Raw genomic sequence first — 24,659 nt, 5'->3', positions numbered from 1 at the left:
CATAGCAATCATTTGAGGTTTTGGCAATTATGAATTCCTTTGAAATTAAATCTGCTTGAATATCTGCGGAATGTGGGTTAAATAACTTCCACAATAACAATTAAAATTGTAAGTTATTTAATTCGCGATCCGATGAAGGCAGATGCACGCAGAGGAACGCAGATACATTTCAAGATAGGAGAGCAAAGAATAGCTTCAATTCAAGTCTAATATTTATCGGTTAAATCCTGTAGATTGCTCGTTGCCGAACTTCCTTTTTTCCCCAAAAATTATGAGCCCTGAGTTTTGGATTCCAAGTTTATCAAAAAACTCAAACCTCAAAACTCAAGACTCAAAACTCTCTCAGCCTAAAAGCCGATCGATTCAGTCGATCGCCCGACACAAATAATCGCATCAGGGCAGCATCAATTACCGGCGACGGGGAACCATCGTGTCGATATTGATATTAGCCAGAGGCACGCGCTGGGGCGGAGTAGCAGGCATGGGCATATTGCGCGCCATACCCAAATAGTTCGACGGATCGCCAGCTTTCGGCTGCTGTTCTTGAGGAACAAAACGGCGGACACTTGTTTGCCAGATGATTTGCGGGAAGCCAAGCTGCGAACGGTGGTATTCGCTGTAGCGGGGCGTCTTCAAGTTGAAAGGAGTTTCCCCTCCAACTCGCTGAGGCAAAATTCGGCGCTGCTGGTAAGGTATTGTGTCATAACCGAACTTATCCAGGTACTCTTCGCTATTGACCAACTCGTCAATAAAGCCTTGAGGCCCCTTATTGGCTACGACGATCGACCAAGCAATCTTTTCGCGCTCGCTGTACACATCCCGACCCAAAATGCGCTGCACGCACATTTCTACAAACCGGTAGTTGCTGTTAGTTTGATAATTCCGCTCCAAGAAAGGAGAAGAAGTCGCCAAACCGCGAATAAAGTCCCGCACAGTAATTTGGCCGAACTTGAGTTGCGACTCCAAAGACGTTTGGCGGTTGCTCTTGAGGATTTGGTGTTCGCTGTAAATCTGGCGATATCCAGCCCAAATCAAATTTTCCATGTCTCCAGACGAGAGCACATTTTCAGTTGTGAAAATTCTCGGCTGCTCGTCGCTCCCCACTTCATAACCAGCAACGCGCTGGTTTTGGCTCTTGGGGGCGTAGCTTAATAAAGGAAGCGCCACGTTAAAATCTCCGTTATCTCAAATTTCAGAAATAGTTGACACCGTGAGCTGCCAGCAAAACGGATACAACTAACCAACATACAGATTAGGGGATTCCCGCAATCTAAATCTGATTTTCCTGAATTTTTGCAACAATCTGTAACATTTGTTGACTTTGGGGAAGTCAGTAGTCAGTAGTTAGAAGTCACTCTTCGAGTCTCTGGCTGGGAACGCCACTTTAGAGGCTCTGCCTCGTCTACTCTAACCGGAGGCAGAGCCTGAACCCCACCAGGCCCAGGCCCAGGCTGGAAATGAAGCCAAAGTAAAGACTAATGACTAATGACTAAATTACCAACCCAGAGCCGAATAAAACTCGCTGCCGGCCACTTGATCGGCTGCGGGTTCTGATGCTGCATCCGAGTCTGGTTGCACCCGAATTTCGGTACAAAAAGTCGATGTGCTGAAACCGCCAAAGCGCTTTACGGTACTCGTCCGCATCCGCACGTTCGGATTAGCAAACCAAAAACGCTCGATCGAACTCATCGTCTCGTATTCGGTAATCAGCAGCAGCCCATCCTCATCATCCATCTCAAAACGGCCAGCCACCGGCACAATTTCCGCATAGCCCCGTTCGCGCAACATCAAGCCCTGTCGGGGATTTTCAGGATCGGGGACGATCGCGAACACCGTAGACCCTTTATGATTCTCATCATCCTTATCCCACGCCATCGAGCCGTGCCAAGTCACAAAAGCCCCCCCAGCAGCCCGGCTCGGATCGACTTCGTGCATCTTGCAAATATCGGCGACTCGCGCGTCATCCGCACCCAGCGCCGTTACCTGAATATTTGAATCCCCAATCTCCGCTTGGCGGAAAGCGAGGTGGTGAGTGCTGCGCTGAGAACGCCACTCCCCAGCACTGCTTTGAAAAAACTCCATGGCATCCATACGAACTAGCTCCTTTGGCTTAGGCTTCCCTGTCTTTACGCCTTTTTATGATAAGGCTCCCCTCACTTTGATGTACTTTTGCGACACAAATTAGTTTCAAAATGTCTACTTTGGACATATTGTCAAGGGAATGTTATGATAGTTTACAATGTAGGAGACACAACAAATCCTGCGAAAGGTCATTCCGATCAATTTCGCATTAATCTCAGCAAACTGGAGGAGCGATTTATGGATATGCCTACAACCAACCTCAGCATGGAACAGCAGTTCAAACTTCAAGTGCTGCGCGAAGAAGTCAAAAGGTTAAGCCAAGACCAAGCTCAGGAATACTTGCTCGAAGTTATGCGGCAAAGTATGGTCAAAGAAAACCTGTTCAAGCATTGGATGAAGAATATGTGAACTCTTCGAGCATTTCTTCACAACAATCAGTGGCTTGTATCTGCAAAAAGTACGATCGACTCACATCTTGCACCATTGTCAAGAACAGGCTTTCCGGCCTGTTCCACAAAGAGTGAATTTTCTTGTGGAACAGGCCGGAAAGCCTGTTCCTAAAAAGCTTATTGAGAATGGTGCAACATCTCAGATCGAGCTTTTAATCATAAAATCCAGAATCCCGCTTCCTCCAAGAAAGCGGGATTCTAAATTGACAAAAGTTTTATGCAGTTTTTTTTGTCGCTACCATACTCAGCAAATTAAATCTTTTTAGTCTCAAGTGAGAGAGACGAGAGTTTTTGTAGCCCGATTGTTTCAACCTGTCGGGGACTCAACCAAAACGGCCACTCACATAATCTAAAGTAGACTCTTCCTTCGGACTTTGGAAAATTACCTCAGTCTTGTCACACTCCACAAGATAGCCAAACCGCTTCCCATCGTCAGAAAGTTTAGCATTGAAAAAAGCAGTCAGGTCAGAAACCCTAGAAGCCTGCTGCATATTGTGAGTAACAATCACAATCGTATACTTCTCCTTGAGTTCCCGCATCAACTCCTCAATCTTAATCGTAGAAATCGGGTCAAGAGAAGCGCAAGGTTCATCCATTAACACTACATCAGGATTAATCGCGATCGCCCTAGCAATACACAAACGCTGCTGCTGGCCACCCGAAAGAGAAAAACCACTTTGCTTCAACTTATCCTTCACCTCATCCCACAAATAAGCTTGGCGGAGCGATTTTTCCACCAGCTCATCCATATCCCCCTTATAATTGTTTACCCTCGCACCGTAAGCAATATTGTCATAAATCGACTTCGGGAAAGGATTCGGCTTTTGGAATACCATCCCAATCTTGCGGCGCACCTCTACAGCATCAATATCAGGAGCGTAAAGATTTTGATCGTAGTAATCAATTCTACCCTCTAAACGAAAACCGTTAACTAAATCGTTGAGGCGGTTAAAACATCGCAGAATTGTACTTTTACCGCAGCCAGACGGCCCAATCAAAGCAGTAATGCGATTTTTAGGAATCTCCATACAAACATTTTTAACCGCGTGAAAAGCGCCGTAAAAAATATTGATATTTTCTGTCCGTAAAATTGTTTCCGTTTGCTGGTCTAAATCCATCATCATACAGCTAATTATCCAATCGAATTTTACAAAATAACAAGAAGGCGAGACTGGGAGACACAGAAAGTAGGAGACGAAAGGAAAAACAGTTAAATTCATCCGTGTATCGGTGTCCAAATCCGTGTCGTGCCCTTCTTCCTTCAATAAACTTTTTGGCGAGTAGCCCAGCGAGAAAGAATACTCGTCAGCAAAACCATAATCACCAAAATCAAAGATGCCGCCCAGGCCAATTCTTTCTGTGCCTTAAAAGGAACCGTTGCAAAGTTGTACACCAAAACCGAAAGACTCGGAGTTGGCTTATCAAATCCAGCCGGCCAAAAAGGCGAATTCAGCGCCGTAAAAATCAAAGGAGCAGTTTCTCCAGCAGCGCGAGCAATTGCCAGCGTCACGCCCGTTAAAATAGCCGGAATTGCCGCAGGCAAAACCACCTGCAATACCGTCTGATAATTAGAAGCACCCACACCAACCGACGCCCATCTAATATCTTGCGGGACGATTTGTAGAGCTTCGTCAGTAGTCCGCACAATCGTCGGCAACATCAGCACAGCTAGCGCCGCACCCCCTGCAATTGCCGAAAAACCTCCCATATTTACCACGAACAAACCGTAGGCAAACACCCCTGCAATAATCGAAGGAACGCCGCTGAGGACGTTGGTAGCAAAGCGTACCCAGCGAGCTACTTGGCCGCTGCTGAACTCCGACAAATAAACTGCTGCTAATACACCAAAAGGAACAGCAATTAAAGAAGCAATTCCTACGGTCATTAACGTACCGACAATTGCATTGGCGATACCGCCTCCCGACAGTCCGGGCGGCGGCGGCAGCTTGGTAAACAAGTCTAAATTCAGGCGATTGAAACCTTGTACGGTGACATAGGAAAGAACGGCAAACAAAGGCAGCAGAGTGATGGCCAGACTAGCTCCAGCCACTACAGTCATCCCCAGATTAAACAGCGCTTGCGGGCTGTTTTTAACCTTCTTCAAACTGCCTGCTTTCGATACTAAAGGATTCTCATCGGAGACGCTATTTGACATAAACTAAAACTATGTAGGAAATTGGGGCAAAATTCTAGTTGTACTTCGCTCTTACTTGAGAAACAATCCACTCTGCCAAAATATTAACAATCAGCGTCAGAATAAACAGAATTAGCCCAGTGTACATCAGAGCTGCTACTTGCAATCCCGAAGCTTCCGCAAACTGATTTGCCATCAGAGAAGCAATAGTATTTGCTGGAGCTAGCACAGAAAGACTTAACTGATTGGAATTGCCAATTAACAGAGTTGCAGCCATTGTTTCTCCCATAGCGCGACCGAGCCCAAGCATAATTCCGCCGACAATGCCGGAAAAAGCCGCCGGTACGAGCACTCTAAAAATTGTTGTCCAGCGAGTAGCTCCTAAACCTAGAGATGCTTGCCGCAATTCGGGCGGGAGACTTGCCAAAGAGTCGCGGGAGATAGCAGTAATAATGGGCAAAGTCATGATTCCCAATATTACTCCTGCTGGTAACATTCCCGGCCCAACTGGCGAGGTGCTAAAAATCGGCAGCCATCCGAAGTTACCGTTGAGAAACTTGCCGAGAGTGGTAATCATGGGAATCAATACAGCAATTCCCCACAAACCGTAGACTACGCTGGGAATGGCGGCTAAAAGTTCTACTAAAAAAACTAAAGCTGTACGCACTGGCAGCGGCAAAAAATCTTCACTCAAGAAGATGGCAGTCCCTACTCCTAATGGTACAGCAATTAGGAGCGCGATCGCCGAACTGACGATCGTCCCGTAAATCATTGGCAGCGCACCGTACTCTTCTTTAACCGGATTCCAGCTACTGCCAAATAGAAATCCCAAACCGTACTCTTGAATCGCCGGTAAAGCCCTGTAACCAACGGTGAGGGCGATTAGCAGCAAAATTACACCAACTCCTATTCCCAAAATCCGAGTCAGCCAGATAAAGCCTTGGTCTAAGGATTTTTCTGCCCCAGAGCGCGATCTGCTCTGTGATTGAGCGCTGTGATTGTCTGAAATCATAGAAAAAAAACCAAATATATAGTAGCGGAAAATAGTCTGTTTCGGAAAAAGCTAGAAAGAAGCAGAAAGAAAGACCATAAATAAAATCAAAGAGGGGCGGGTTTATTAATCCCCTGACATTTCAACAATTATTTCGGGTAAAACCTGACCATTGTATTTTCAAAGAGGTAAATGGCGATTTACCGTTGGGTGGGGCGGGTCGATCGGATTATTGATTTTAGGCAATTATTGTCGGTGAACCCGCCCCTACACAAATATCTCTCTTGCTTTTTTCTTTCCCCTTTTTTCCAACAGTCAACAGTCAACAGTCAACAGTCAACAATTACTATTTGGCCACCTCAATTTTGTAGTCGGGGCTGATGCCGTCGGCGGCCGCTGCTACTTTTTCTTTAACGTTTTGGGGCAGAGGAACGTAGCCCAATTCAGGGCTGACCTTTTGACCTTCATTCAAGCCGTATTCAATCATGGCCTCGATTGCTTTGGCTTTGTTGGGGTCAGCAACTGTTTTGGGGATGAGCATCCAAGTGTAGCTAACAATAGGATAGGACTCTGCCCCTTCCGGATCGGGAATGAACGCCCGCAGATTCTCCGGTAGTACCACTGCTTCAAGGGTTTTGGCCCCCGCTGCGTCGTTGTAGACTACAAAATTGCCGGCTTTATTCTCCAGGGCAGCAAACTTGATATTGTTGTTCTTGGCGTAGCCGTACTCAATGTAGCCTATAGCGCCAACGGTTTGTTGAATAGAAGCTGTCACACCTTCATTCCCCTTGCCACCAATCTTACCGGCAGAAGGCCACTCTACTGTCTTGCCTTCCCCTACTTTTTCTTTCCATTCTGGACTGATGGCGCTGAGGTGTTTTGTGAATACGTCTGTCGTACCACTGCCGTCAGAACGGTGTACAACTGTGATATTTTGGTCTGGCAGTTTAGCGCCTGGGTTAGCTGCTGCAATTTTGGGGTCGTTCCACTTGGTGATGTTCCCCAAGAAGATATCTGTGTAAACGGCTCTTGGCAACTTCAGTTCGGGTACGTCTGGCAGGTTGTAGGCGATCACGATGCTGCCAGCCGACATCGGCAGCAAGAGCACGCCTTTGTCCGCTGGCACCTTCCCAATTTCCTCGTCACTCATGGCGGTGTCGCTGGCTCCAAAGTCTACCGTACCTTTGGTAAACTGTTCGACTCCGGCACCGCTGCCCACTGACTGATAATTGATCTGTAATTTGGGATTGGCTGTGTTGAAATCTTGAAACCAGCGCTGGTACAGGGGTGCTGGGAATGACGCGCCGGCACCCGTCAGGGCTACGTCTGAGGCTAGGGCGAGTTTGGTGTTTGGTGTTGTGCCGGTGGCTGCAACGGGGGATGCGCCGGGGGATGCTGCGGTGTCGCCGGGGCTGGGACTGCTGCTTGTGGTTGTGCCGCCGCCGCAAGCTGCTACACTCAGGGCGATCGCCATAGCGGAAATTGCTGTAGTCAGACGGTTTGGATTAATCAAGTTGAGACGAAAAAGCATAGGTATAAAAAATCTGCGATCGTTATATGGGTGTCCCGCATCAGCATAGCGCGCAAAAGTAAAGGTTAGGTTAAGAATCTTTACATTTAATGGCAATTTAATATTAATTAATATTATTAATTAAGAGATGATCTTGACAATTGTGATTTCATGAGATATAGGCAAGATAGATTTGTACGGAAACCAGTCGATCGCCCGTTAGCGAAGCCCTCGAAGAGGATCGCGAAAAATTCTCCATTAAATTATCACAAGATCGAAGCTTGAGAACCAGAAAACCATACAATGGTGGTTATTTTGATAGTAGTGCTAGGATTAAGAATTTAAAAGCTGCGGGCATTGAAGCTTGCATCTGACAAATACATTCTGAGGAATGCTGTTTGATGATATAGCAACCGCCCTGACGGTGAGGACGTTCTTAATTGCACAAACATAAACGGTCGATTGCAACTTCGGTCTTCCTTCTTTCTTCTGCTATAATGCCTGCTCCTATTGAATTAATCTGGGCTGTTATTGGTTTGCTCCTGACGATAGGAGGCACTTTTTTGCCTGCATCTGTCACAATCCCGATTGGGTTGTGGGACGATCGAGGACTTCAGGCGTACTCTTTAGGTGTTACCTATCAAATTGGAGCCGTTTTGCTAGTAGGCTGCATGGGGGGAAAAAATGCTGCGGCTCTCTCGCAAATTGCCTATTTGGCATTAGGATTAACTTTGTGGCCAGTTTTTTCTCAAGGCGGCGGCATCGGCTATCTCAAAGAAGCGAGTTTTGGGTATTTGCTGGGTTTTGTGCCTGGTGCTTGGGTGTGCGGCTGGGTGGCTTTTAAGGTGGCTTCGCGGCTGGAATCTATGGCTTTTAGCTGTTTGTGCGGTTTGTTCACAGTTCACGCGATCGGCTTAATTTATCTAATTTTTACTTACTGGCTGCCTCCAGCAAAAAAAACACCTTTATTCGATGAGATTCTTAAATATTCGGTTTATCCTCTGCCGGGACAATTGGCGGTAGTTTGTGCGATCGCAGTGTTGTCATTTACTTTGCGCCGCTTGATGTTTTATTGATTGGGTAATTGGGAATTGGGAATTGGTAATCGGGGATTGGTTGTTGTGTCAAATAAGGTTATACTATACATTGCCCAACGAGAGAGTCATCGCGCTGCGGCTGGGATTGCTTTCCTGCACTGCATTCTGCTCATAATGACACGTGAGATTGGAGTAAATTCTCTCATGCCCGATGCCCCATTTTCTATTGCTTAATTCATGCGTTTTAAAAGAAATCCCTTGTTCTGGGTTGCTGCTGTTATCAGTTTAGTTTTAGACCACCTGGCTAAGTTTTGGGTGGTGCAAAATTTTGAATTGACGGTTCCTCCGCAGACGCAGCCGCTGTTACCCGGAGTGTTTCACTTCACTTATGTTGTTAATACCGGTGCGGCTTTTAGTCTGTTCAGCAATGGCGGGGCGATTTGGTTGCGGTGGCTGTCTTTGGCCGTTAGTGTGGGATTGATGGTGCTGGCTTGGTTCGGGCCGCGAATTAACCGCTGGGAACAAGCTGGCTACGGTTTGATTTTGGGGGGAGCACTAGGGAATGGGATCGATCGATTTGTTTCGGGCCATGTTGTAGATTTTATCGATTTTCGGATCATTCGGTTCCCCGTATTTAATCTAGCCGATGTGTTTATTAATGCTGGGATTATCTGTTTGCTGATTGCAACTTTTCACAGTGCACCGCCGACTCCGAAAAGTCAGGACGATCGCGATTCTATTTCAGACTAACTTTCAACAAGTCAATCGATTTTCGATTTTCGATTTTCGATTTTCGATTAACCACCCACGGGCTGTACCGTTCTCAGGTTTATGGGATGCCGAGCTTTTTTTGCTTAGGCTCGCGAATTAAATAACTTACAATTTTAATTGTTCTTGTGGGATGGGCGTCCCGCCCGTCCACTCATGACGGGCGGGACGCCCATCCCACTTTCAAGAGTGGAAGTTATTTAATTCTCATTCCTTATCCGCTGATGAATCCGGCGGCCTCGCAACCAATTGTTTTCGGTCATTTGTCAGTTGTCTGTTACCAGAAGGTACAGGTGTCAACTTCAGGTTAGAGTCATTTATGAGCTATAATTAGATTTTTTATTGCTAAGGCTAAACTTGCCCGCGATCAAAAGCAATTTGGTCACAAACTCCCGGATTTATCCGTGGGATAAATTCCCTAAGCTGTCACGCATTTAAATTGCATATTCAGGGCGGGCGAGACGCCCACCCCACAAGAATTAGATTGTTTTTTGACATTCTATTTAAATGCACAACAGCTTAATCTAAAATCTAAAATCTAAAATCTAAAATCGGATGAATCCTAATCCATTTGCCCAAGAACGCTTACTATTTGCCCCAGCAACCCCCGATGCTGATGCTATCCCGACTATTTTTGCTTTTCCCAACGAGTACACGGTGGGTATTACCAGTCTCGGCTATCAGATAGTGTGGGCCACTTTGGCTGTGCGATCGGATATTGAAGTCAGTCGTTTATTTACTGATATCAGCGAACAACTTCCCCGAAATCCAGAATTACTGGGATTTTCGCTTTCTTGGGAACTAGACTATGTAAATATTCTAAATTTATTGGAATCTCTAGAAATTCCGATTTGGGCGTCACGACGAACTGATAATCATCCGATCGTCTTCGGGGGTGGCCCGGTTTTCACGGCGAATCCAGAACCTTTTGCCGATTTTTTTGATGTGATTTTGCTGGGAGATGGCGAACATCTCATTGACAATTTTATTGATGCTTATAAAGAAGTCCGTAGCGCCGACAGACAAACTAAATTGCGGCATTTAGCCCAAGTTCCGGGAGTTTACGTCCCCAGTTTGTACGAAGTAACTTATCTGGATGCGGCTGAGGGGATTAAATCGATTCATCCTGTCGATTCGGGAATTCCCAGTATGGTTGAAAAACAGACGTACCGCGGCAATACTTTATCTGCTTCCACTGTGGTGACAGAAAAAGCTGCTTGGGAAAATATTTACATGGTGGAAGTGGTTCGTAGTTGTCCAGAAATGTGCCGTTTTTGTTTGGCAAGTTATCTGACTTTGCCGTTTAGAACTGCGAGTTTGGAGGATTCGTTAATTCCGGCGATCGATCGGGGTTTAGCTGTGACTAATCGTTTGGGTTTGTTGGGTGCTTCGGTGACTCAGCACCCGGAATTTGAAGCGTTGCTGGATCATTTGAATCATCCGAAATACGACGGCGTGCGGTTGAGTCTTTCTTCGGTAAGGACGAATACTGTGACAGTTAAGCTAGCCGAAATATTGACAAACAGAGACAGCAAATCTGTGACGATTGCGGTGGAAAGCGGGAGCGATCGCCTCCGCAAAATCGTTAACAAAAAACTCACAAATGACGAAATTATTCAAGCTGCTATCAATGCTAAGGCTGGCGGATTAAAGGGAATTAAACTTTACGGGATGGCGGGAATTCCCGGCGAAGAAATGGAGGATTTAGAGGAGACGGTGGCGATGATGCGGGCGATTAGAAAAGCTGTTCCCGGTTTGCGGTTGACTCTGGGATGCAGCACTTTTGTCCCGAAATCTCACACTCCTTTTCAGTGGTTTGGAGTGAATAAAGATGCGGAGAAGAGGCTGAAGTTTTTAGATAAAGAATTGCGGAAGTTGGGTTTAGAATTTAGACCTGAAAGCTATAACTGGTCGGTGATTCAGGGGTTGTTGTCAAAGGGCGATCGGCGGTTGTCTCGGCTGTTGGAATTAGTGCGGCATTACGGCGATACTTTGGGCAGTTATCGGCGGGCGTTTAAGGAGTTGCGGGGACAGTTGCCGGAGATGAATTTTTATGTTTTTCAAGAGTGGGAATTGGAGCAGGTTTTGCCTTGGAGTCATTTAAAAGGACCGCTACCGGAGGCGACTTTGAAGAAGCATTTGGCTGAGGCGATGAGTCATACAACACGACAGCCAAATCAAGAATGTGAGAATTCACTAAGTCGCGTTTAGTAAATTAGATTATAATAGCCTCATGCGTGTCATTAGCCGAAAACGACTAAAAGAATTTTGGGAAACACACCCCAATGCTGAAACAAGTCTGTTGCTATGGTATCAGCGTAGCTGTGATGCTGAATGGCAAAGTTTAGTAGATATTCGTAAAGTATTTCCTTCGGCTGACTTAGTAGGTAGCTTTACGGTATTTAATATTGGTGGCAATAACTATCGGTTAATTGCTTTTATCGATTATGAATACCAGATAGTGTTTGTCCGCTGTGTTTTAACTCATGCAGAATATAATAAGGAGAACTGGAAAAATGACGACTGGTTTAAAAACTCCTAGTAGCTACTATATTGAGATAATCACAACTTTTCCACCGCGTCCCATTACTTGTGAAGCTGAGTTAATCGCTACACAAAATCGGATTGATTCTATTGTGAGTCGGAGAAATCTCACGCAGGACGATCGGGATTACTTAAACGTGTTGGGTACTCTTGTTTATGATTACGAACAAAAACATGAGCCAATGCCAGTTTTGAAAGGTATCGCACTACTGAAAGCATTGATGGTTGAAGACAATATTCAAGAAAAAGATTTGGTTGATATTTTTGAATCCGAGTCTTGGGTATCTGAGGTGATGAAGGGAAAGCGGGAACTGACGGCGAGTCAAATTCAAAAGTTAGCTAAGTTTTTCCATCTTTCCCCTGTGGCATTTCTTGAGTATAATTAATTGCCAGGATACTGGGATGAGTGACGCACTATAATATAATTATGCCCGAAGTCCAACCGAGAGAAATTCAGCGTTATACGACGCCAGATAACAAAGTGCCTTTCGATCAGTGGTTTGATTCGCTGAGAGATATCAATGCTCAAGCCAAGATTATATCTAGGCTTAACCGAATTGCTGATGGTAATTTAGGAGATTATCGATCCGTGGGGGAAGGCGTATGCGAACTCAAAATCAATTATGGGCCTGGCTACCGCATCTATTTTGGACAAATAGGAATAACAATTGTGATTCTCATCTGCGGAGGCGATAAAAGCACTCAAGACAGAGATATCCGCCAAGCTAAAGAATACTGGACAGATTATAGGAGTTAAGACAATGCCTAAAAGCCTACCTTATCATCCGTTTTTGATTGAATCTCTGAGAAAAAACCCGGCATTGTCAGCCGCCTATATAACGGCGACATTAGAGGAGGAAGAGCCGGAACCTGAACTGCTAAAACGAGCTCTCAGCGATGTAGCAGAAGCTTTGGGTCAACCAAAAATGACTCCTGAACAATATGAATTGCACTTAAAAAAACTGGATGAATTGCTGTCGCAGCAAGGAAGTGATGCGATTTATAATCTGGGAACTTGGCTGAATGCTTTGGGATTGAGACTAACTGTTGCTGTTTGTACTGATACAGAGGATAATACTGCAAATGCTGAAACGCGATCGCAAATAACTGTTTAACTTAATCTACAAAATGCCTAATTTTCGATATTCATCCCTAATTAATGCAACTGTTGAAACAGTCTGGAACTTTCACGAAAGGCCCGACATTCTGCAACTTTTGACTCCGCCTTGGCAACCGGTGAAAATCATTCGCCACGAAGGGGGACTCGATGTGGGTGCTGTATCAGAATTTCGCCTGTTATTGGGGCCGATTCCTGTAAAATGGGTGGCGACTCACACTGAGTGCGAACAATATCGGTTGTTTGTTGATGAACAAACTGAGGGGCCAATGGCACGTTGGGTTCACCGACACGAGTTTACAGCAGAAAATGGCAAGACTAGATTGACAGATGCGATCCTCTTCGAGGGCTTCGCTAACGCATTTTCGATTCCCGGCGGCCCGATTGTCGATTTGCTGTTAGGTTGGTGGGTGGAAATGCGGTTAACAGATATGTTTCGCTACCGCCACGAAGTCACAAAAAGAGAGTGCGAGAAAAATGCAAACAACGGCTGAATATTACTGTGCTTTCTGCGGCGAACCGAGTACAACTTTTGTTGATATCAGCGGTGGTATGGAGCAATCTTATATCGAAGATTGTCAGGTTTGCTGTCGCCCGAATGTTCTGTATGTCAGAATAGATGAAGATACCCTGGATATTGAAATAGATACTGACTATCAAGAATAAGTGACTACAAAAATGTAGGAATTGCTTGGGATTCTGACTTGGTAGAATTCATAAATCTTGAAGCTGCTGCTTCTACGAAAGCCTGAAAAATTCGAGAGTTTACCGAACAGTTTGGCGACATTTCTGGGTGCCATTGAATTGCTATCATCCAAGGGTGATAGCAGTGCTCCATTGCTTCTACCAAAGTGTCAGGTGCATCGGCTACAATTCGCCAATCGGATGTTACCTTTCGCACTGCTTGATGATGCCAGGAAACAACTGTTGTTGAAGTTTTTCCCATAATTTTTGCTAGCCGACTGTTGGGTTCAATTTCAATGGTATGCTCGATCGCGCGCGGGGGAATTCCCGATCCGTGATTAACCTCGTCTCCGTAAGCATCCGGTACGTGAATCACCAAACTGCCGCCGCTGGCTACGTTCAACATTTGCATTCCCCGGCAAATCCCCAACACAGGTATGTCAGCCTTCAAAGCTAGCTTTGCTAAGCTTAATTCAAAATTGTCGCGTTCTGCATTAACCGAGTAAACTGTGCGATCGACATAACCGCCATAAAGTTCTGGGTTGATATCTCCGCCCCCGGAAAAAATCAAACCATCTACTGCATCCAAAATACTAGCCGGATCTAATTGATTGGGAGGCAGTAAAATCGGAATGCCACCAGCCGCCTGAACTGCATCAATATAAGTTCCATTTAAGCGATATTCGCCTGCTGGACAGCGGTTGTATGTTGTGATGCCAACAATAGGAAATTTTTTCATTTGCTAGAGACTGGGAGATAATTATTTACATTCATACTCAGATTTGGCACTATTTGTAATCAGTGTTTCATGGGCGGGCTATAAGCCCAACCCTACTCCCCACAATAAAACTTACTTATTGTGAAACAGGCATCTTGCCTGTTTCTTCTCTGATTACTTGTGATGGATGATCCATAGATTAAACTGAAAATTACCAGCACTGCTGTCTAATTTGTAACAGTTTTAGTATTAGTTTCCGGCAGCGGTTTGCGCGTGCAAAGATAAGCCAACGGCCCGAACAGCGGCACTAATGTTACTGCCCAAAATGCTGTAGAGTTCTGCATTCCTCGGCGCGCCATATCGTCTCCTAATAAGGCAGGAAATAGTAGGCAAAGCATACAAAAATCTAAACTCATTACGTGGATAAAACGGCTGGTTTGCCACTGCTGAATAAAATCAGACCAATCGCCGTTTGTCAAGCCAAAGGCAACTAAACCAACCGCAGCTAATGTTAAGAAAATTCCAGTAAAACGGGAGTCTAATATCTTTAAAAAGATATTTTTATGATCGGCAAATTCTGGATTAGGTTCGCGCAGGGCTAAATAAGGCAGCAAGGCAACGGCGCCGACGCCAAAGGATAAAGTGGCAAATAACCATGCAGGTATTTTCTGGCCCCTGCCGTCAGCAAATAAGACGCAACTGTAGATGAGCGGCCAGACTCCCATGAGGTTGAATAACGCTACAATTAAAGGGTTGATGTCTGCTATTTTGCCTGTGGAAATATTGGTAATTAGTGTGATGGTTTTTTCAGGGCTGTCGGGTGGTGCAAATACAAAGGCGTAGGTGATAAATGCAATCCAAAGCAGCCCAAATCCAATTTTTCTGAACATAGTTAGTTTTTCTGACTTCTGATATTACTATAGCAAGCTTAAAGGGTTTTTGAATAATACTTTTTTTCTTTACCGCAGAGGACGCAGAGAACGCAGAGGAACAGAGGAGAATATTTGAATGTATTGCTATTTGGTATGGCGGGTTTTGGGCAGATTGCTAAATTTTTGCATAAATTGGCGATCGATCCAATCTTTCCAATACCACAACAACCGTGATTCCCACATGAAATTGCCGCGAGATGCGATCGCCCTTTTATTCCCAGTACCAATTAACCCTAGGTACTGTTCCTGCGGTGCAAAGGGTTTCAGCGGTTTTTCTAATAAAAACTGCTGCAAATTCTCAAACAGCGGTTTGCCCTGACGCACGGCAAAAACGCCTGCTTTGGGGCGCGGATAATTAACCATCGCAGCGATATCGCCAGCCCCAAATACGTTGGGGTGAGAGACTGATTGCAGGCAATCGTTGACTTGCATAAAGCCGTTTGAGTCGGCTGCTAAACCGGATTCTCTTATCCAATTGGCTGCCGATGCTTGTGTCACCCAAAATATGCGATCGCACTCTAATTTTAAACCGGATTTACAGGAAATTTGGTAATTGGTAGGGAATTGAGGATTGGTTTCCCTCTCGATTTTTTTTACAGCACAAACTTTTTCCTTTAAATGCAATTGAATGCCGCGACTTATGAGAATTTCTTGAAGGCGGCGACGCACCCGCTGATTGTGTCCCTGCATCAATTCCGCACCGCTGTGAAACAAATGAATTTCTAATTCTTCTTCTTTCTTCCCCCTTCCCTTTTCTCTCTTACGTCTTTCGCTGTACCTTAATATCCATCCGTTAAATCCGTTACACAATCTGTTGCCGAACCCTTCTTCCTTCCCCAATCGAGATTGCATATTTAATGCTAATTCTACGCCGCCTGCACCGCCGCCGACAATGGCTATCCGCAGCAGTTTTTGGAGAGAGTTTTGCCTTTCGGAAATTAACTGATTCCAGCTAGATAAAAACTCCGGTACGGGTTTAGCTGCAATTGCATATTCTGCCGCACCCGGTACAGATAAAGTCGCAGGAGTGCTGCCGATATCCACAGAAAGCACATCAAAATTAATCGGAGGACAAGTTTGACAAATAACTAAATTTTTGTTAAGGTCGATCGCGATCGCCCGATCGACCAATATTTGACACCCGGCAAATTCCGCGAGCGATCGCAAATCAATGTGACATTCATCATAATCGTAAAACCCGGCAACGTGTCCCGGCAGCATCCCGGAATAAGGCGCGTGCAGCACGTCGCTAATCAGAGTCAAACGCACACCGGGCAGCGGGTTGATACCGAACATTTTTAATACGATAGCATGACTGTGACCGCCGCCAATTAACACTAAATGTTTCACAATTACAGATGTTCGATCGAGATGTTCCAGCACCAATATTGTACAGCACTCGCACTCCTGGGGCCGCACTGTCCGGTAAGGAAAGCTGGCAGTGCGTAATTAATGATTTCCCAGCAGTTAGACAGAATCCTGTCACCTACCCTCTGTATCGCAGATTATACTTGGCTCAGTTGCGATCGCAGCACATCAATTCACCCATTTCAGTTAACCGATTCCACATTCAGCGCAAATGGCTGTAGACTGTAGAGCGAGCAAATTTTATCACCAAATTATGCCAGGGTGTGTTTCAATAGCTAACTCACCATTCAAAACTATGACATTACGCATCATTCCGCGCCGTTGGCAGCGATCGATTAAAACTCTTTTCCCGCTTCTGTTTGCCCTCTCATTCATTATAGTATTGCTGGCGAACAACTTCATTCCGGCGATCGCCCAGGAACCCCGCCAGGAAATTCGCGGCGTTTGGATGACGACAAACGACAAAGACATCCTCAGAGATCGTCGCAAACTAGGAGATGCTGTCAGCAAACTAAAACGGTTAAATTTTAACACAATCTATCCCGTAGTCTGGAATTCTGGCTATGCAATGTATCCCAGCAATGTAGCGCAGCAAAAAGACATTCAACCCTTTGTTTACAGAGGGTTAGACGGACAAGATACGATCGCCGATTTAATCGCTCAATCTCACCGCCAAGGCCTGCTAGTAATTCCTTGGTTTGAGTTTGGTTTCATGGCTCCTCCCACCTCAGAATTAGCCTTAAATCATCCCGATTGGCTGACACAAAAACAGGACGGCAGCCAAACATCAATCGGTGCAGGTGGCGAAGTAGTTTGGCTCAATCCCTTTCATCCAGAAGTTCAGCAATTCATTACCAAACTCGTACTAGAAATTACCACTCAATACAACGCCGACGGCATTCAATTTGACGATCACATGAGTTTGCCGTCTGAATTTGGATACGATGACTACACAGTTGCTTTGTATACCAAAGAAACAAAAAAAGCTCCGCCAAAAGATTTTCAAAACCCAGCATGGGTGCGGTGGCGAGCCAATAAAATCACCGCTTTTATGTCGCAGCTAAATCAAGCCGTCAAAGCAGTCAAACCCAATGCAATTTTCTCAATTTCTCCCAATTACTACGAGTTTGCTTACAAACATCACCTACAAGATTGGCTGACTTGGGTGCGTTTGGATATTGCCGACGAGCTAATCGTGCAAGTCTACCGTTCCAATCTAGAATCATTTGTAGACAAGCTTAACCGTCCAGAAATGCAAGAAGCACAGCAAAAAATTCCCACCGGAGTTGGGATTATGACTGGTTTGAGAAATAACCCAGTACCGATTCAGCAAATTAAATCTCAGGTGCGAGCAGTCCAAGAATACGGCTTAGGCGCCGCTTTCTTCTACTACGAAAGCTTGTGGGAATATGCACCCGAACCTCTAGCAGTTCGACTTTCTCAATTTAGTGCTTTCTTCCCGTCTTCTGCATTCCGAACAGCGCTACAAATACCCAGACGCGCGGCGACTTTCCCTCCACCTGCGCCACCAAAACCAGACCCCAAAGCTAAGCCAGAGCAACCTACCAAAAACAGCCCACCTTCGCCATCACCAACCACGTAAAAGAATTAAAGAGTCATCAGTCATTAGTAACTTTGTAGGGTGTGCCATTAGTCCGACAGTCCGACAGGGGTTTAAACCCCTGTCTCATAGCTGAAGTCGTCTAAAGACGACTGTAGCAATTCTATCAAAGCTGTTTTTGTATAGAGTTAGCGCAGAATATATGTGTAACTCTAATTTTCAAAATTGAGATTACTATTTCAGTCGGTTTTAACCGACTTATGCTATTAGACAGGGACTTGAGTCCCTGGCAGCCTGTGGCAGTATGAAACAGCTCTACTGGGGGCTAGGGGATACCGAATTATGTTCCTATAAAATATCCGTATTACCAACAACTACCATCAAAAAATGCCAACTAACCAAAAAATTTTACTTCCAAAAATGGGCTGCGGCACTTGGGCATGGGGCAACAGATTCCTCTGGGGCTACAATGAAAGTATGGACGAGGAATTGCAAGCCGTTTTCAATCTTTGTGTTAGTAACGGTGTCACTTTATTCGATACCGGGGACTCTTACGGAACGGGGAAATTAAACGGACGTAGCGAACAGCTTTTGGGGCTGTTTTCTCAACAATATCAAGGTGCAAATAAAGAGAGTATTTGTATTGCGACAAAACTGGCTGCTTATCCTTGGAGACTGACGCGACAATCAATGATATCGGCTGGCAAAGCCTCTGCGGCGCGCCTCGGAAAAAATGTAGATTTGGTGCAAATGCACTGGTCTACAGCTAATTACGCTCCTTGGCAAGAGGGGGCTCTTTTGGATGGTCTGGCTGACCTTTACGAGCAAGGATTGGTCAAGGGAGTGGGCTTGTCTAATTACGGGCCGAAACGGCTGAAATGGGTGCATCAAAGATTTAGCGATCGCCAAATTCCTATTGTTACTTTACAAGTGCAATATTCGCTACTTTCTACCTATCCAGTGACAGAACTTGGATTGAAAGATGTTTGCGATGAATTGGGGATAAAATTGATTGCTTACAGTCCTCTAGCCTTGGGGTTGCTGACGGGTAAATATTCCGAAAACGGCCCTCTTCCTAAAGGTATTCGAGGTTTGGCGTGCAAGCAGCTACTTCCGGGAATGCGATCGCTTTTGGAATGTTTGCGAGAAATAGCGGCATTCAGAAACAAGACTGTTTCGCAGGTAGCAATCAACTGGTGCATCTGCAAAGAAACTATTCCGATTCCGGGGGCGAAATCTGCGGCACAGGCGAGGGATAATATTGGTGCTTTGGGGTGGGAGTTAGACTCCGGGGAGATTGCCGAATTGGATAAGGCGGCGGCGAGTGTAGATAAAAAAATGGTGCAGAATATCTTTCAAACTCGGTAAAAAGACTCTCGCGTGGGGTGGGGGCGGGTTTATTTAAGCTGTCTGCATTCTTTAAATCTTTTGGTGAACCCGCCCCTACAGTTTTTTGACGGCGGGTGCAAGAGATCGAATTAAATAGATATGATTGCTGTAGGGGCGGGTTTTACAAACTATCATTGCCTAAAATCAATAATCTCATAAACCCGCCCCCACCGAATGACACAATCTTTCATTGATTCACACAAAACTTTTCCACACACCGCACAAACATTTCTACACCCATCCCCAGCGCAGTTTCATCAAAATCAAAACGCGGGTGATGGTGCGGGTAAGCCAAGTTTTTCTCTGGATTTGCCGAACCTAAAAAGAAATAACAACCGGGGACTTCTTGCAAAAAGAACGACATATCCTCGCCGCCCATTGTTTGACATTCCGGCACGATTCCTGCAGGAGTTTCGACAACGGATTCTGCGACGCCGCGCACCAATTCAGCTATTCTCGAATCATTAATAACTGGCGGATAAAGCGCACAATAATCTAATTGGTAATTAGCGCCGTGACTCTGACAAATTCCAGCAATTACTTGCTCGATTCGCTGTGCAAAATAACCTTGATATGCAGGATTGAAATAGCGCACCGTACCACCGATTTGAGCAGTATCGGCAATCACGTTGTGGGTGTGGCCTGCGTGGAATTTGCCGACAGTTACTACCGCTGAGTCGATCGGGTCAATATTCCGCGCGACAATAGCCTGCAAAGCGCTGACAATTTGGGCTGTAACTACGATCGAGTCCACAGTCTGATGTGGCATTGCACCGTGCCCACCTTTGCCAAAAATCGTGCAGTCAAAAACTTCCACAGCCGCCATCAGCGCGCCGCTGCGGACGCCTACAGTGCCCAAAGGTAGATTGTTCCACAAATGCAAACCGACGATCGCATCAACATCAGGATTCTTCAAAACTCCCGCTTCAATCATCGGTTTTGCGCCTCCTGGCCCTTCTTCGGCGGGCTGAAAGATAAATTTTACTTTCCCCGAAAAGCTGTGTTTGTGCTTAGCAAGATAACAGACAGTACCAAGGGCGATCGCAGTGTGGCCGTCGTGGCCGCAAGCGTGCATAATTCCATCATGCTGCGATCGATAATCCACCTCATTTTCTTCTTGAATAGGCAAAGCATCCATATCCGCCCGAATTGCCAAAACCCGCCCCGGTTTGCCGCTGTCTATAGTGGCGACAATACCAGTTTTAGCAATATTAGTTTCATGCTCAATGCCCCATTCCTGCAACTTTTGTGAGATAAACTGCGCCGTTAAATTTTCATCAAAACTCAACTCCGGCCTTTGATGCAAAAGGCGACGCCATTCGACTAGCTGAGGCTGCAAATTTCTAATTTCCAGCCGCAACTGAGATAAATCGACAGAGGTTAAATTCGGTAAAGTAGAAACCATGTTTTATTCTCCTTATAGCAATTTGTAAAACTCTCTCTTTTCTTTCTCTGTGCTCTCTGCGCTCTCTGCGGTTCAAATAAAATCTTAGTTTTTAACCACAGAGGACGCAGAGTACGCAGAGGAAGAGAAGAATGAGAAAGAGAGGTGTTGAGAATAGGGTTATTTAGAAGTCTGAGGAACTAAATTAACCCCTGGCAGTAACTGTTCTAAATCTAAATCTGAAGCAATTTTAGCTAATTTAGCAAGGTCAGTCGGGTCATCTAAATGCGGCAAAATACCCAACACAGGTATTTGAGTCAGCGACTGGATCAAGTCAACGGGCGCTAAATCGGCAATTTCTTGTTCAGAATAAGCTTTAACGCAATTGAGCACAATTCCTCTGAGCTTAAAACCAGTGTGTTTGGCGAGAGCAACATTCGCCACAGCTTGCCCGATCGCCCCCAACTTCACAGGTACTACCAAAACCCCTCTCAGCCGCCAATCCCTAGCAATATCGGCCACCGTCAGTTCCCACGTTACAGGCGATCCCAGCCCTCCCAAAGCTTCCACCAACACAAAATCCTTGCGTTCAGAGAGGCTTTGCCACGCTGTCCAGACCTTTTCGAGTTCGATACGTCTCCCCTCCCGTTCGGCTGCAATTGGTGGTGCTAGAGGCGCATCAAAGTGCAGCGGATTGAGTTCTTCGGGGGATTGGTCGAGGGCAAACAAACGGGTGTAGAGTTCGCGATCGCCCGTTCCTGTTTGCATGAGTTTCATAATTCCCAAACTGCGATCGGGAAAATACATTTGCCAATAAGCAGCCAGAGCGGTGGTCAAAACAGTTTTGCCCGCGTCGGTATCAGTTCCAGCAATTAGCAGCGAGTTCATTGGCAAATAGCTAACAAGTAATTGGCCTCAACCTCAGTCTAGGGGAATTTTGCCAGAAGTTTATAGTTCGGGCGATGGTGCGGGTGTTGGTGCTGGTTCCGGTTCCGGCGCGGGTTCCGGTTCCGGTTCCGGCGACGGTGCAGGAGTTGGTTCCGGTTCCGGCGATGGTTCCGGTGTTGGCGCTGGTTCCGGCGAGGGCGCGGGTGTTGGGGCTGGTTCCGGTGTTGGCGCGGGAGTTGGTGCTGGTGTTGGCGACGGTGTTGGCGACGGCGCGGGTGTTGGTTTGGGTGCGGGCGCCGGTTTGGGCGCAGGTTTGGGCGCTGGAGTCGGCGCTGGAGTCGGCGCTGGGGTCGGAGTTGGCGCTGGGCTTGGTTCTGGGCTTGGTTCTGGTAAAGGTTCTGGGCTTGGTTCAGGCAAAGGTTCTGGGTTCGGTTCTGGTAAAGGTTCTGGGCTTGGTTCCGGCACAGGTTCTAGGGTTGGTTCCGGCAAAGGTTCTGGGCTTGGTTCTGGTAAAGGTTCTGGGCTTGGGGTTGCCAAAGGTTGCGGGGTTGGGGTTGGCAAAGGTAGCGGGTTTGGTACCGGAGTTAGTGTCGGCGTCGGACTTGTAAGTGCTGGCGGTGTCGGAGTGGGTTTGGGGCGCGAATTGTTGAGAAATGAGCCGACTAAAGCCCAGGAACCGAAGCCCGTCAAGATTACTAAGCCGGCCAGCAGTCCGATCGCAGCAATGGGATTGTCCCAAAAAGTGTCGGCAGCAGGCTCAATTAACGGGTCTGGCTGGTTTTTTTGGGGGTGGGAACTCTGGGCGGCGGGCTCTGGCGGCCTGCCCACGGCCACCGTTGCTATTAGCGAAGGGTTTGTCTGCACCACTACTGGCGCGGGCGGTACAGTTGGCTGGCTAGGTTTAGGATTAGTTTGGGCGTCGAGTGCTTGGGCGACTTCGCTGACAGATTGATATCGATCGCCCGGAGATCGGCTCAACATCCGATTTAGCACCAAAGCCAAACCCGTGCTCACCTGCGCTTGCTGCTGCCAATTCCACTGCAGCGTTGTTTGATCGAGCAATTCCTGCGGTTCTTTGCCTGTCAGCAGGACGATCGCCGTTACGGCTAAAGCGTAGAGGTCGCTGCTGGCTGTTGCCCGCCCGCTTTGCAACTGTTCCATCGGTGCGTAGCCGATTTTACCGACTGTTGTCGCGTGGGCTGTTCCTTCGGGAGACTGGACTTTGGTGGCGAGTTCCTTCACCACTCCAAAGTCAATCAGCACCGGCAACTGGTCGTTTTCGCGCCGAATTATATTTTCTGGGGAGATGTCGCGGTGGATGATGCCGCGGGCGTGGATGTGAGCCAGTACCGGCAGCATTTGCCGGATAAATACCAACACTTCGGCTTCGGTGAAGGTGCGACCCTTTGAAGTTCGATCGAGCAACAGTTCGCGGTAAGTCATCCCTTCCACGTAATCCTGCACTAAAAACAAACGCTGGTTCTCTTCAAATATTGCTCGAAACTGGGGAATTTGTGGGTGCCCAATTTGGTAAAGTATTGCCGCCTCTCTTTGAAACAATTCCTTCGATTTTTCCAAAACGTATGGCCCGCTTTGCACCGGAATCAATTCCTTCAGGGCGCAGCGTTCTTGAAACCGTCCCAAATCTTCTACTAAATAAGTCCGGCCAAATCCTCCTTGACCTAAAATATTCACCAAGCGGTAGCGGTTTTGTAGGAGAGTTCCAATAGCAATAGGTGGCTGCATAAGTTTAAGTAGAAACTGTTAAAAAATAGACGATCGCTCACAGACTTAGTAATGCTAGGTCTTTAATGCTCTTGAGCATACTTCACTATCTGTAGTCCCCAGTCCCGACCAAAGTTAGTATTTTACATTTTTTATGACATTCTTGGACGCAATGATGGTCAGAAACCGGGTTTTTTCACGAAAACACAGAGGTTGCCACCTGCAGATCCGATCAAAAACCCGGTTTCTGCGTCAATATCTCAAGGGAGAAATGCACGATTTTTCGTAGAAACCGGGTTTTTTGGCCTTAGCCCTAATAAATTGTCGCCCCCGACCTAAGCCCTACATCTCTATAAAGCTTGAGATTATTTATGGGAGATGTCTACTGACTACTGACTACTGACTACTGACTACTGACTACTGACTACTGACTAAGCTTTGCTTTCACCATGTCTTGAATTCTGTTACCGTCTGCTTTGCCCTTAAGCTGCTGCATTGCCTTGCCCATCACCTTGCCCATATCTTTTGCAGAAGTAGCGCCAACCGAAGCAATCACTTCGTCAACGACTTGACTCACCTCTTCGTCTGACATCTGCGCCGGCAAATACTCTTCAACAATTGCCAACTCCGCCTCCTCTTGTGCCACTAAATCTTCGCGGCCACCTTTGCGGTATTGTTCGATCGAATCCCGGCGCTGTTTGGCTATTTGCATCAAAATTTCCATTTCTTGAGCTTCTGTCAGCGTTTCTTGCCCGGAGGGACGGAGGCTGACTTCTTTTTCGAGAATAAATTTCTTGATGCCGCGAACTGTTTCCAAGCGAACTTTGTCCTTGGACTTCATAGCTGCTTTGATTTCTGCGTCAATGCGTTCTCTTAAGCTCATCGATTTCTACCTTGCTTTGCCCGATATCAAAAATCTGAAGTGTGCTTCCGATTCTTAACTTTTTTTACAGTATTTTTCCAGTTTATTGCCTGTTGGTGGCATTTTTATCGCCTTGAACCCGGATGCCTTCGGCTTTCGACGGAATTTGGGGGTGAGACTGCAAGTGCAGCCTCACCCCCAAATTGACTCACCCTAGAACTTTTAGACGCAGGGGCACAAGTGCGATCGTACTTCTGCCAGTACAGAGTTCGCTAGAACTCACATCTTGCACCATTCTCGCTTAACAGGCTGGACGACCTGTTCCACAAAGAGTAGATTTTCTTGTGGAACAGGCCGTCCAGCCTGTTCCTAAAAAGCTTATTGACAATGGTGCAACATTTCAGCTAGAACCCACATTCCACACCCTGGGGTGTCACACAGCATAATTACGCAGAAAACTCTATCTTTAAAGTAATAAATTATGCCTTTTAAAAGTAATTTATCCGTTAATATACG

At 46.3% G+C, this 24,659-nt stretch carries 26 protein-coding genes; 13 read left to right on the top strand and 13 right to left on the bottom strand.

Annotated elements, in window-relative coordinates; genetic code table 11:
- Positions 1-408: 408 nt before the first annotated feature.
- Both QUB51_RS22735 and QUB51_RS22730 read right to left on the bottom strand, forming a co-directional pair.
- Complete coding sequence (locus tag QUB51_RS22735; protein ID WP_333052205.1) at positions 409-1,167, bottom strand: phycobilisome rod-core linker polypeptide; 759 nt, start codon at positions 1,165-1,167, stop codon at positions 409-411.
- Between the two features lie 327 nt (positions 1,168-1,494).
- Complete coding sequence (locus QUB51_RS22730) at positions 1,495-2,091, bottom strand: phycobiliprotein lyase (protein WP_333052203.1); 597 nt, start codon at positions 2,089-2,091, stop codon at positions 1,495-1,497.
- A gap of 135 nt (positions 2,092-2,226) precedes the next feature.
- Here QUB51_RS22730 and QUB51_RS30470 point away from each other — a divergent pair, with 135 nt between their 5' ends.
- A complete protein-coding gene (locus QUB51_RS30470) occupies positions 2,227-2,490 on the top strand; it encodes an NblA/ycf18 family protein (protein ID WP_445242989.1) in 264 nt (87 codons plus the stop codon).
- Between the two features lie 364 nt (positions 2,491-2,854).
- On the opposite strand, the gene pstB is transcribed toward QUB51_RS30470, so the two are convergent.
- From pstB to pstS, 4 genes are all read right to left on the bottom strand, one after another.
- The gene (gene pstB, locus QUB51_RS22720; protein WP_333052302.1) at positions 2,855-3,655 is read right to left on the bottom strand and encodes a phosphate ABC transporter ATP-binding protein PstB; all 801 of its coding nucleotides are present in this window, start codon (positions 3,653-3,655) and stop codon (positions 2,855-2,857) included.
- 137 nt (positions 3,656-3,792) lie between these two features.
- Positions 3,793-4,686 carry a phosphate ABC transporter permease PstA gene (gene pstA / locus QUB51_RS22715; RefSeq protein ID WP_333263426.1) on the bottom strand — a complete coding sequence of 298 codons (894 nt, stop codon included), beginning with the start codon at positions 4,684-4,686 and terminating at the stop codon, positions 3,793-3,795.
- A gap of 34 nt (positions 4,687-4,720) precedes the next feature.
- On the bottom strand, positions 4,721-5,677 hold the full coding sequence (pstC, locus tag QUB51_RS22710; RefSeq protein WP_333052197.1) for a phosphate ABC transporter permease subunit PstC: 957 nt from the start codon (positions 5,675-5,677) through the stop codon (positions 4,721-4,723).
- A 325-nt stretch (positions 5,678-6,002) separates the two neighbouring features.
- Positions 6,003-7,187 carry a phosphate ABC transporter substrate-binding protein PstS gene (pstS, locus tag QUB51_RS22705; protein ID WP_333263423.1) on the bottom strand — a complete coding sequence of 395 codons (1,185 nt, stop codon included), beginning with the start codon at positions 7,185-7,187 and terminating at the stop codon, positions 6,003-6,005.
- 476 nt (positions 7,188-7,663) lie between these two features.
- Here pstS and QUB51_RS22700 point away from each other — a divergent pair, with 476 nt between their 5' ends.
- The 9 genes from QUB51_RS22700 to QUB51_RS22660 all read left to right on the top strand — a co-directional run bounded on the left by QUB51_RS22700 (position 7,664) and on the right by QUB51_RS22660 (position 13,298).
- Complete coding sequence (locus QUB51_RS22700) at positions 7,664-8,242, top strand: biotin transporter BioY (protein ID WP_006635529.1); 579 nt, start codon at positions 7,664-7,666, stop codon at positions 8,240-8,242.
- A gap of 198 nt (positions 8,243-8,440) precedes the next feature.
- Positions 8,441-8,953 (top strand): signal peptidase II, encoded by a 513-nt coding sequence (lspA, locus tag QUB51_RS22695; RefSeq protein ID WP_333052190.1) that lies wholly within the window; start codon positions 8,441-8,443, stop codon positions 8,951-8,953.
- A 573-nt stretch (positions 8,954-9,526) separates the two neighbouring features.
- Entirely contained in the window at positions 9,527-11,182 is a 1,656-nt protein-coding gene (locus QUB51_RS22690; RefSeq protein ID WP_333052188.1) for a radical SAM protein, read from the top strand.
- 22 nt (positions 11,183-11,204) lie between these two features.
- Positions 11,205-11,513: a type II toxin-antitoxin system HigB family toxin gene (locus QUB51_RS22685; protein ID WP_333052186.1), complete on the top strand. Its 309-nt coding sequence runs from the start codon at positions 11,205-11,207 to the stop codon at positions 11,511-11,513.
- Positions 11,488-11,901 (top strand): transcriptional regulator, encoded by a 414-nt coding sequence (locus tag QUB51_RS22680; RefSeq protein WP_333052185.1) that lies wholly within the window; start codon positions 11,488-11,490, stop codon positions 11,899-11,901. The genes QUB51_RS22685 and QUB51_RS22680 overlap by 26 nt, the downstream gene beginning before the upstream one ends.
- A gap of 41 nt (positions 11,902-11,942) precedes the next feature.
- Positions 11,943-12,272, top strand: a complete 330-nt coding sequence (locus QUB51_RS22675) for a type II toxin-antitoxin system RelE/ParE family toxin (RefSeq protein ID WP_333052183.1) — start codon at positions 11,943-11,945, stop codon at positions 12,270-12,272.
- Positions 12,273-12,276: 4 nt separating this feature from the next.
- Positions 12,277-12,630 (top strand): transcriptional regulator, encoded by a 354-nt coding sequence (locus QUB51_RS22670; RefSeq protein WP_333052181.1) that lies wholly within the window; start codon positions 12,277-12,279, stop codon positions 12,628-12,630.
- A 13-nt stretch (positions 12,631-12,643) separates the two neighbouring features.
- Positions 12,644-13,126, top strand: coding sequence for an SRPBCC family protein (locus tag QUB51_RS22665; protein ID WP_333207782.1), 483 nt, complete (start codon positions 12,644-12,646; stop codon positions 13,124-13,126).
- The gene (locus tag QUB51_RS22660) at positions 13,110-13,298 is read left to right on the top strand and encodes a CPXCG motif-containing cysteine-rich protein (protein WP_006635525.1); all 189 of its coding nucleotides are present in this window, start codon (positions 13,110-13,112) and stop codon (positions 13,296-13,298) included. Before QUB51_RS22665 ends, QUB51_RS22660 begins: the two co-directional genes overlap by 17 nt.
- A gap of 4 nt (positions 13,299-13,302) precedes the next feature.
- Here QUB51_RS22660 and QUB51_RS22655 read toward each other — a convergent pair whose 3' ends face one another.
- The 3 genes from QUB51_RS22655 to QUB51_RS22645 form a co-directional block, all read right to left on the bottom strand.
- Positions 13,303-14,055, bottom strand: coding sequence for a gamma-glutamyl-gamma-aminobutyrate hydrolase family protein (locus QUB51_RS22655; RefSeq protein WP_333052175.1), 753 nt, complete (start codon positions 14,053-14,055; stop codon positions 13,303-13,305).
- A 206-nt stretch (positions 14,056-14,261) separates the two neighbouring features.
- Positions 14,262-14,924, bottom strand: coding sequence for a DUF2834 domain-containing protein (locus QUB51_RS22650; protein ID WP_333052174.1), 663 nt, complete (start codon positions 14,922-14,924; stop codon positions 14,262-14,264).
- 126 nt (positions 14,925-15,050) lie between these two features.
- Positions 15,051-16,316, bottom strand: a complete 1,266-nt coding sequence (locus QUB51_RS22645) for an FAD-dependent oxidoreductase (RefSeq protein ID WP_333052171.1) — start codon at positions 16,314-16,316, stop codon at positions 15,051-15,053.
- Between the two features lie 8 nt (positions 16,317-16,324).
- On the opposite strand from QUB51_RS22645, the gene QUB51_RS22640 reads away from it, so the two are divergent.
- The 3 genes from QUB51_RS22640 to QUB51_RS22630 all read left to right on the top strand — a co-directional run bounded on the left by QUB51_RS22640 (position 16,325) and on the right by QUB51_RS22630 (position 19,263).
- On the top strand, positions 16,325-16,555 hold the full coding sequence (locus tag QUB51_RS22640; RefSeq protein WP_333052169.1) for a hypothetical protein: 231 nt from the start codon (positions 16,325-16,327) through the stop codon (positions 16,553-16,555).
- Entirely contained in the window at positions 16,546-17,937 is a 1,392-nt protein-coding gene (locus QUB51_RS22635) for a glycoside hydrolase family 10 protein (RefSeq protein ID WP_333052166.1), read from the top strand. Before QUB51_RS22640 ends, QUB51_RS22635 begins: the two co-directional genes overlap by 10 nt.
- Before the next feature lie 345 nt (positions 17,938-18,282).
- Positions 18,283-19,263 carry an aldo/keto reductase gene (locus QUB51_RS22630; RefSeq protein ID WP_333052163.1) on the top strand — a complete coding sequence of 327 codons (981 nt, stop codon included), beginning with the start codon at positions 18,283-18,285 and terminating at the stop codon, positions 19,261-19,263.
- A gap of 208 nt (positions 19,264-19,471) precedes the next feature.
- Here QUB51_RS22630 and QUB51_RS22625 read toward each other — a convergent pair whose 3' ends face one another.
- The 4 genes from QUB51_RS22625 to QUB51_RS22610 all read right to left on the bottom strand — a co-directional run bounded on the left by QUB51_RS22625 (position 19,472) and on the right by QUB51_RS22610 (position 24,164).
- Positions 19,472-20,689 (bottom strand): M20 family metallopeptidase, encoded by a 1,218-nt coding sequence (locus tag QUB51_RS22625; protein ID WP_333052161.1) that lies wholly within the window; start codon positions 20,687-20,689, stop codon positions 19,472-19,474.
- Between the two features lie 159 nt (positions 20,690-20,848).
- Entirely contained in the window at positions 20,849-21,556 is a 708-nt protein-coding gene (gene bioD, locus QUB51_RS22620; RefSeq protein WP_333263419.1) for a dethiobiotin synthase, read from the bottom strand.
- Between the two features lie 60 nt (positions 21,557-21,616).
- A complete protein-coding gene (locus QUB51_RS22615; protein ID WP_333263415.1) occupies positions 21,617-23,302 on the bottom strand; it encodes a serine/threonine-protein kinase in 1,686 nt (561 codons plus the stop codon).
- Positions 23,303-23,705: 403 nt separating this feature from the next.
- Positions 23,706-24,164: a GatB/YqeY domain-containing protein gene (locus QUB51_RS22610; RefSeq protein WP_333052152.1), complete on the bottom strand. Its 459-nt coding sequence runs from the start codon at positions 24,162-24,164 to the stop codon at positions 23,706-23,708.
- Between the last annotated feature and the right edge of the window lie 495 nt (positions 24,165-24,659).

Source organism: Microcoleus sp. AT8-A3, from assembly GCF_036705675.1.
Taxonomy (GTDB): Bacteria; Cyanobacteriota; Cyanobacteriia; order Cyanobacteriales; family Microcoleaceae; genus Microcoleus.
Note: the sequence above shows the minus strand (reverse complement) of the source record. Positions and strands in the feature narration are given on the sequence as shown.

Bases quoted from the DNA above. Each gene is read 5' to 3' on its own strand.
- QUB51_RS22730 (WP_333052203.1), bottom strand. From the start codon at position 2,091: ATGGATGCCATGGAGTTTTTTCAAAGCAGTGCTGGGGAGTGGCGTTCT.
- QUB51_RS30470 (WP_445242989.1), top strand. From the start codon at position 2,227: ATGATAGTTTACAATGTAGGAGACACAACAAATCCTGCGAAAGGTCAT.
- pstB (WP_333052302.1), bottom strand. From the start codon at position 3,655: ATGATGATGGATTTAGACCAGCAAACGGAAACAATTTTACGGACAGAA.
- pstA (WP_333263426.1), bottom strand. From the start codon at position 4,686: ATGTCAAATAGCGTCTCCGATGAGAATCCTTTAGTATCGAAAGCAGGC.
- pstC (WP_333052197.1), bottom strand. From the start codon at position 5,677: ATGATTTCAGACAATCACAGCGCTCAATCACAGAGCAGATCGCGCTCT.
- pstS (WP_333263423.1), bottom strand. From the start codon at position 7,187: ATGCTTTTTCGTCTCAACTTGATTAATCCAAACCGTCTGACTACAGCA.
- QUB51_RS22700 (WP_006635529.1), top strand. From the start codon at position 7,664: ATGCCTGCTCCTATTGAATTAATCTGGGCTGTTATTGGTTTGCTCCTG.
- lspA (WP_333052190.1), top strand. From the start codon at position 8,441: ATGCGTTTTAAAAGAAATCCCTTGTTCTGGGTTGCTGCTGTTATCAGT.
- QUB51_RS22690 (WP_333052188.1), top strand. From the start codon at position 9,527: ATGAATCCTAATCCATTTGCCCAAGAACGCTTACTATTTGCCCCAGCA.
- QUB51_RS22685 (WP_333052186.1), top strand. From the start codon at position 11,205: ATGCGTGTCATTAGCCGAAAACGACTAAAAGAATTTTGGGAAACACAC.
- QUB51_RS22680 (WP_333052185.1), top strand. From the start codon at position 11,488: ATGACGACTGGTTTAAAAACTCCTAGTAGCTACTATATTGAGATAATC.
- QUB51_RS22675 (WP_333052183.1), top strand. From the start codon at position 11,943: ATGCCCGAAGTCCAACCGAGAGAAATTCAGCGTTATACGACGCCAGAT.
- QUB51_RS22670 (WP_333052181.1), top strand. From the start codon at position 12,277: ATGCCTAAAAGCCTACCTTATCATCCGTTTTTGATTGAATCTCTGAGA.
- QUB51_RS22665 (WP_333207782.1), top strand. From the start codon at position 12,644: ATGCCTAATTTTCGATATTCATCCCTAATTAATGCAACTGTTGAAACA.
- QUB51_RS22660 (WP_006635525.1), top strand. From the start codon at position 13,110: ATGCAAACAACGGCTGAATATTACTGTGCTTTCTGCGGCGAACCGAGT.
- QUB51_RS22655 (WP_333052175.1), bottom strand. From the start codon at position 14,055: ATGAAAAAATTTCCTATTGTTGGCATCACAACATACAACCGCTGTCCA.
- QUB51_RS22650 (WP_333052174.1), bottom strand. From the start codon at position 14,924: ATGTTCAGAAAAATTGGATTTGGGCTGCTTTGGATTGCATTTATCACC.
- QUB51_RS22640 (WP_333052169.1), top strand. From the start codon at position 16,325: ATGTTCGATCGAGATGTTCCAGCACCAATATTGTACAGCACTCGCACT.
- QUB51_RS22635 (WP_333052166.1), top strand. From the start codon at position 16,546: ATGGCTGTAGACTGTAGAGCGAGCAAATTTTATCACCAAATTATGCCA.
- QUB51_RS22630 (WP_333052163.1), top strand. From the start codon at position 18,283: ATGCCAACTAACCAAAAAATTTTACTTCCAAAAATGGGCTGCGGCACT.
- QUB51_RS22625 (WP_333052161.1), bottom strand. From the start codon at position 20,689: ATGGTTTCTACTTTACCGAATTTAACCTCTGTCGATTTATCTCAGTTG.
- bioD (WP_333263419.1), bottom strand. From the start codon at position 21,556: ATGAACTCGCTGCTAATTGCTGGAACTGATACCGACGCGGGCAAAACT.
- QUB51_RS22615 (WP_333263415.1), bottom strand. From the start codon at position 23,302: ATGCAGCCACCTATTGCTATTGGAACTCTCCTACAAAACCGCTACCGC.
- QUB51_RS22610 (WP_333052152.1), bottom strand. From the start codon at position 24,164: ATGAGCTTAAGAGAACGCATTGACGCAGAAATCAAAGCAGCTATGAAG.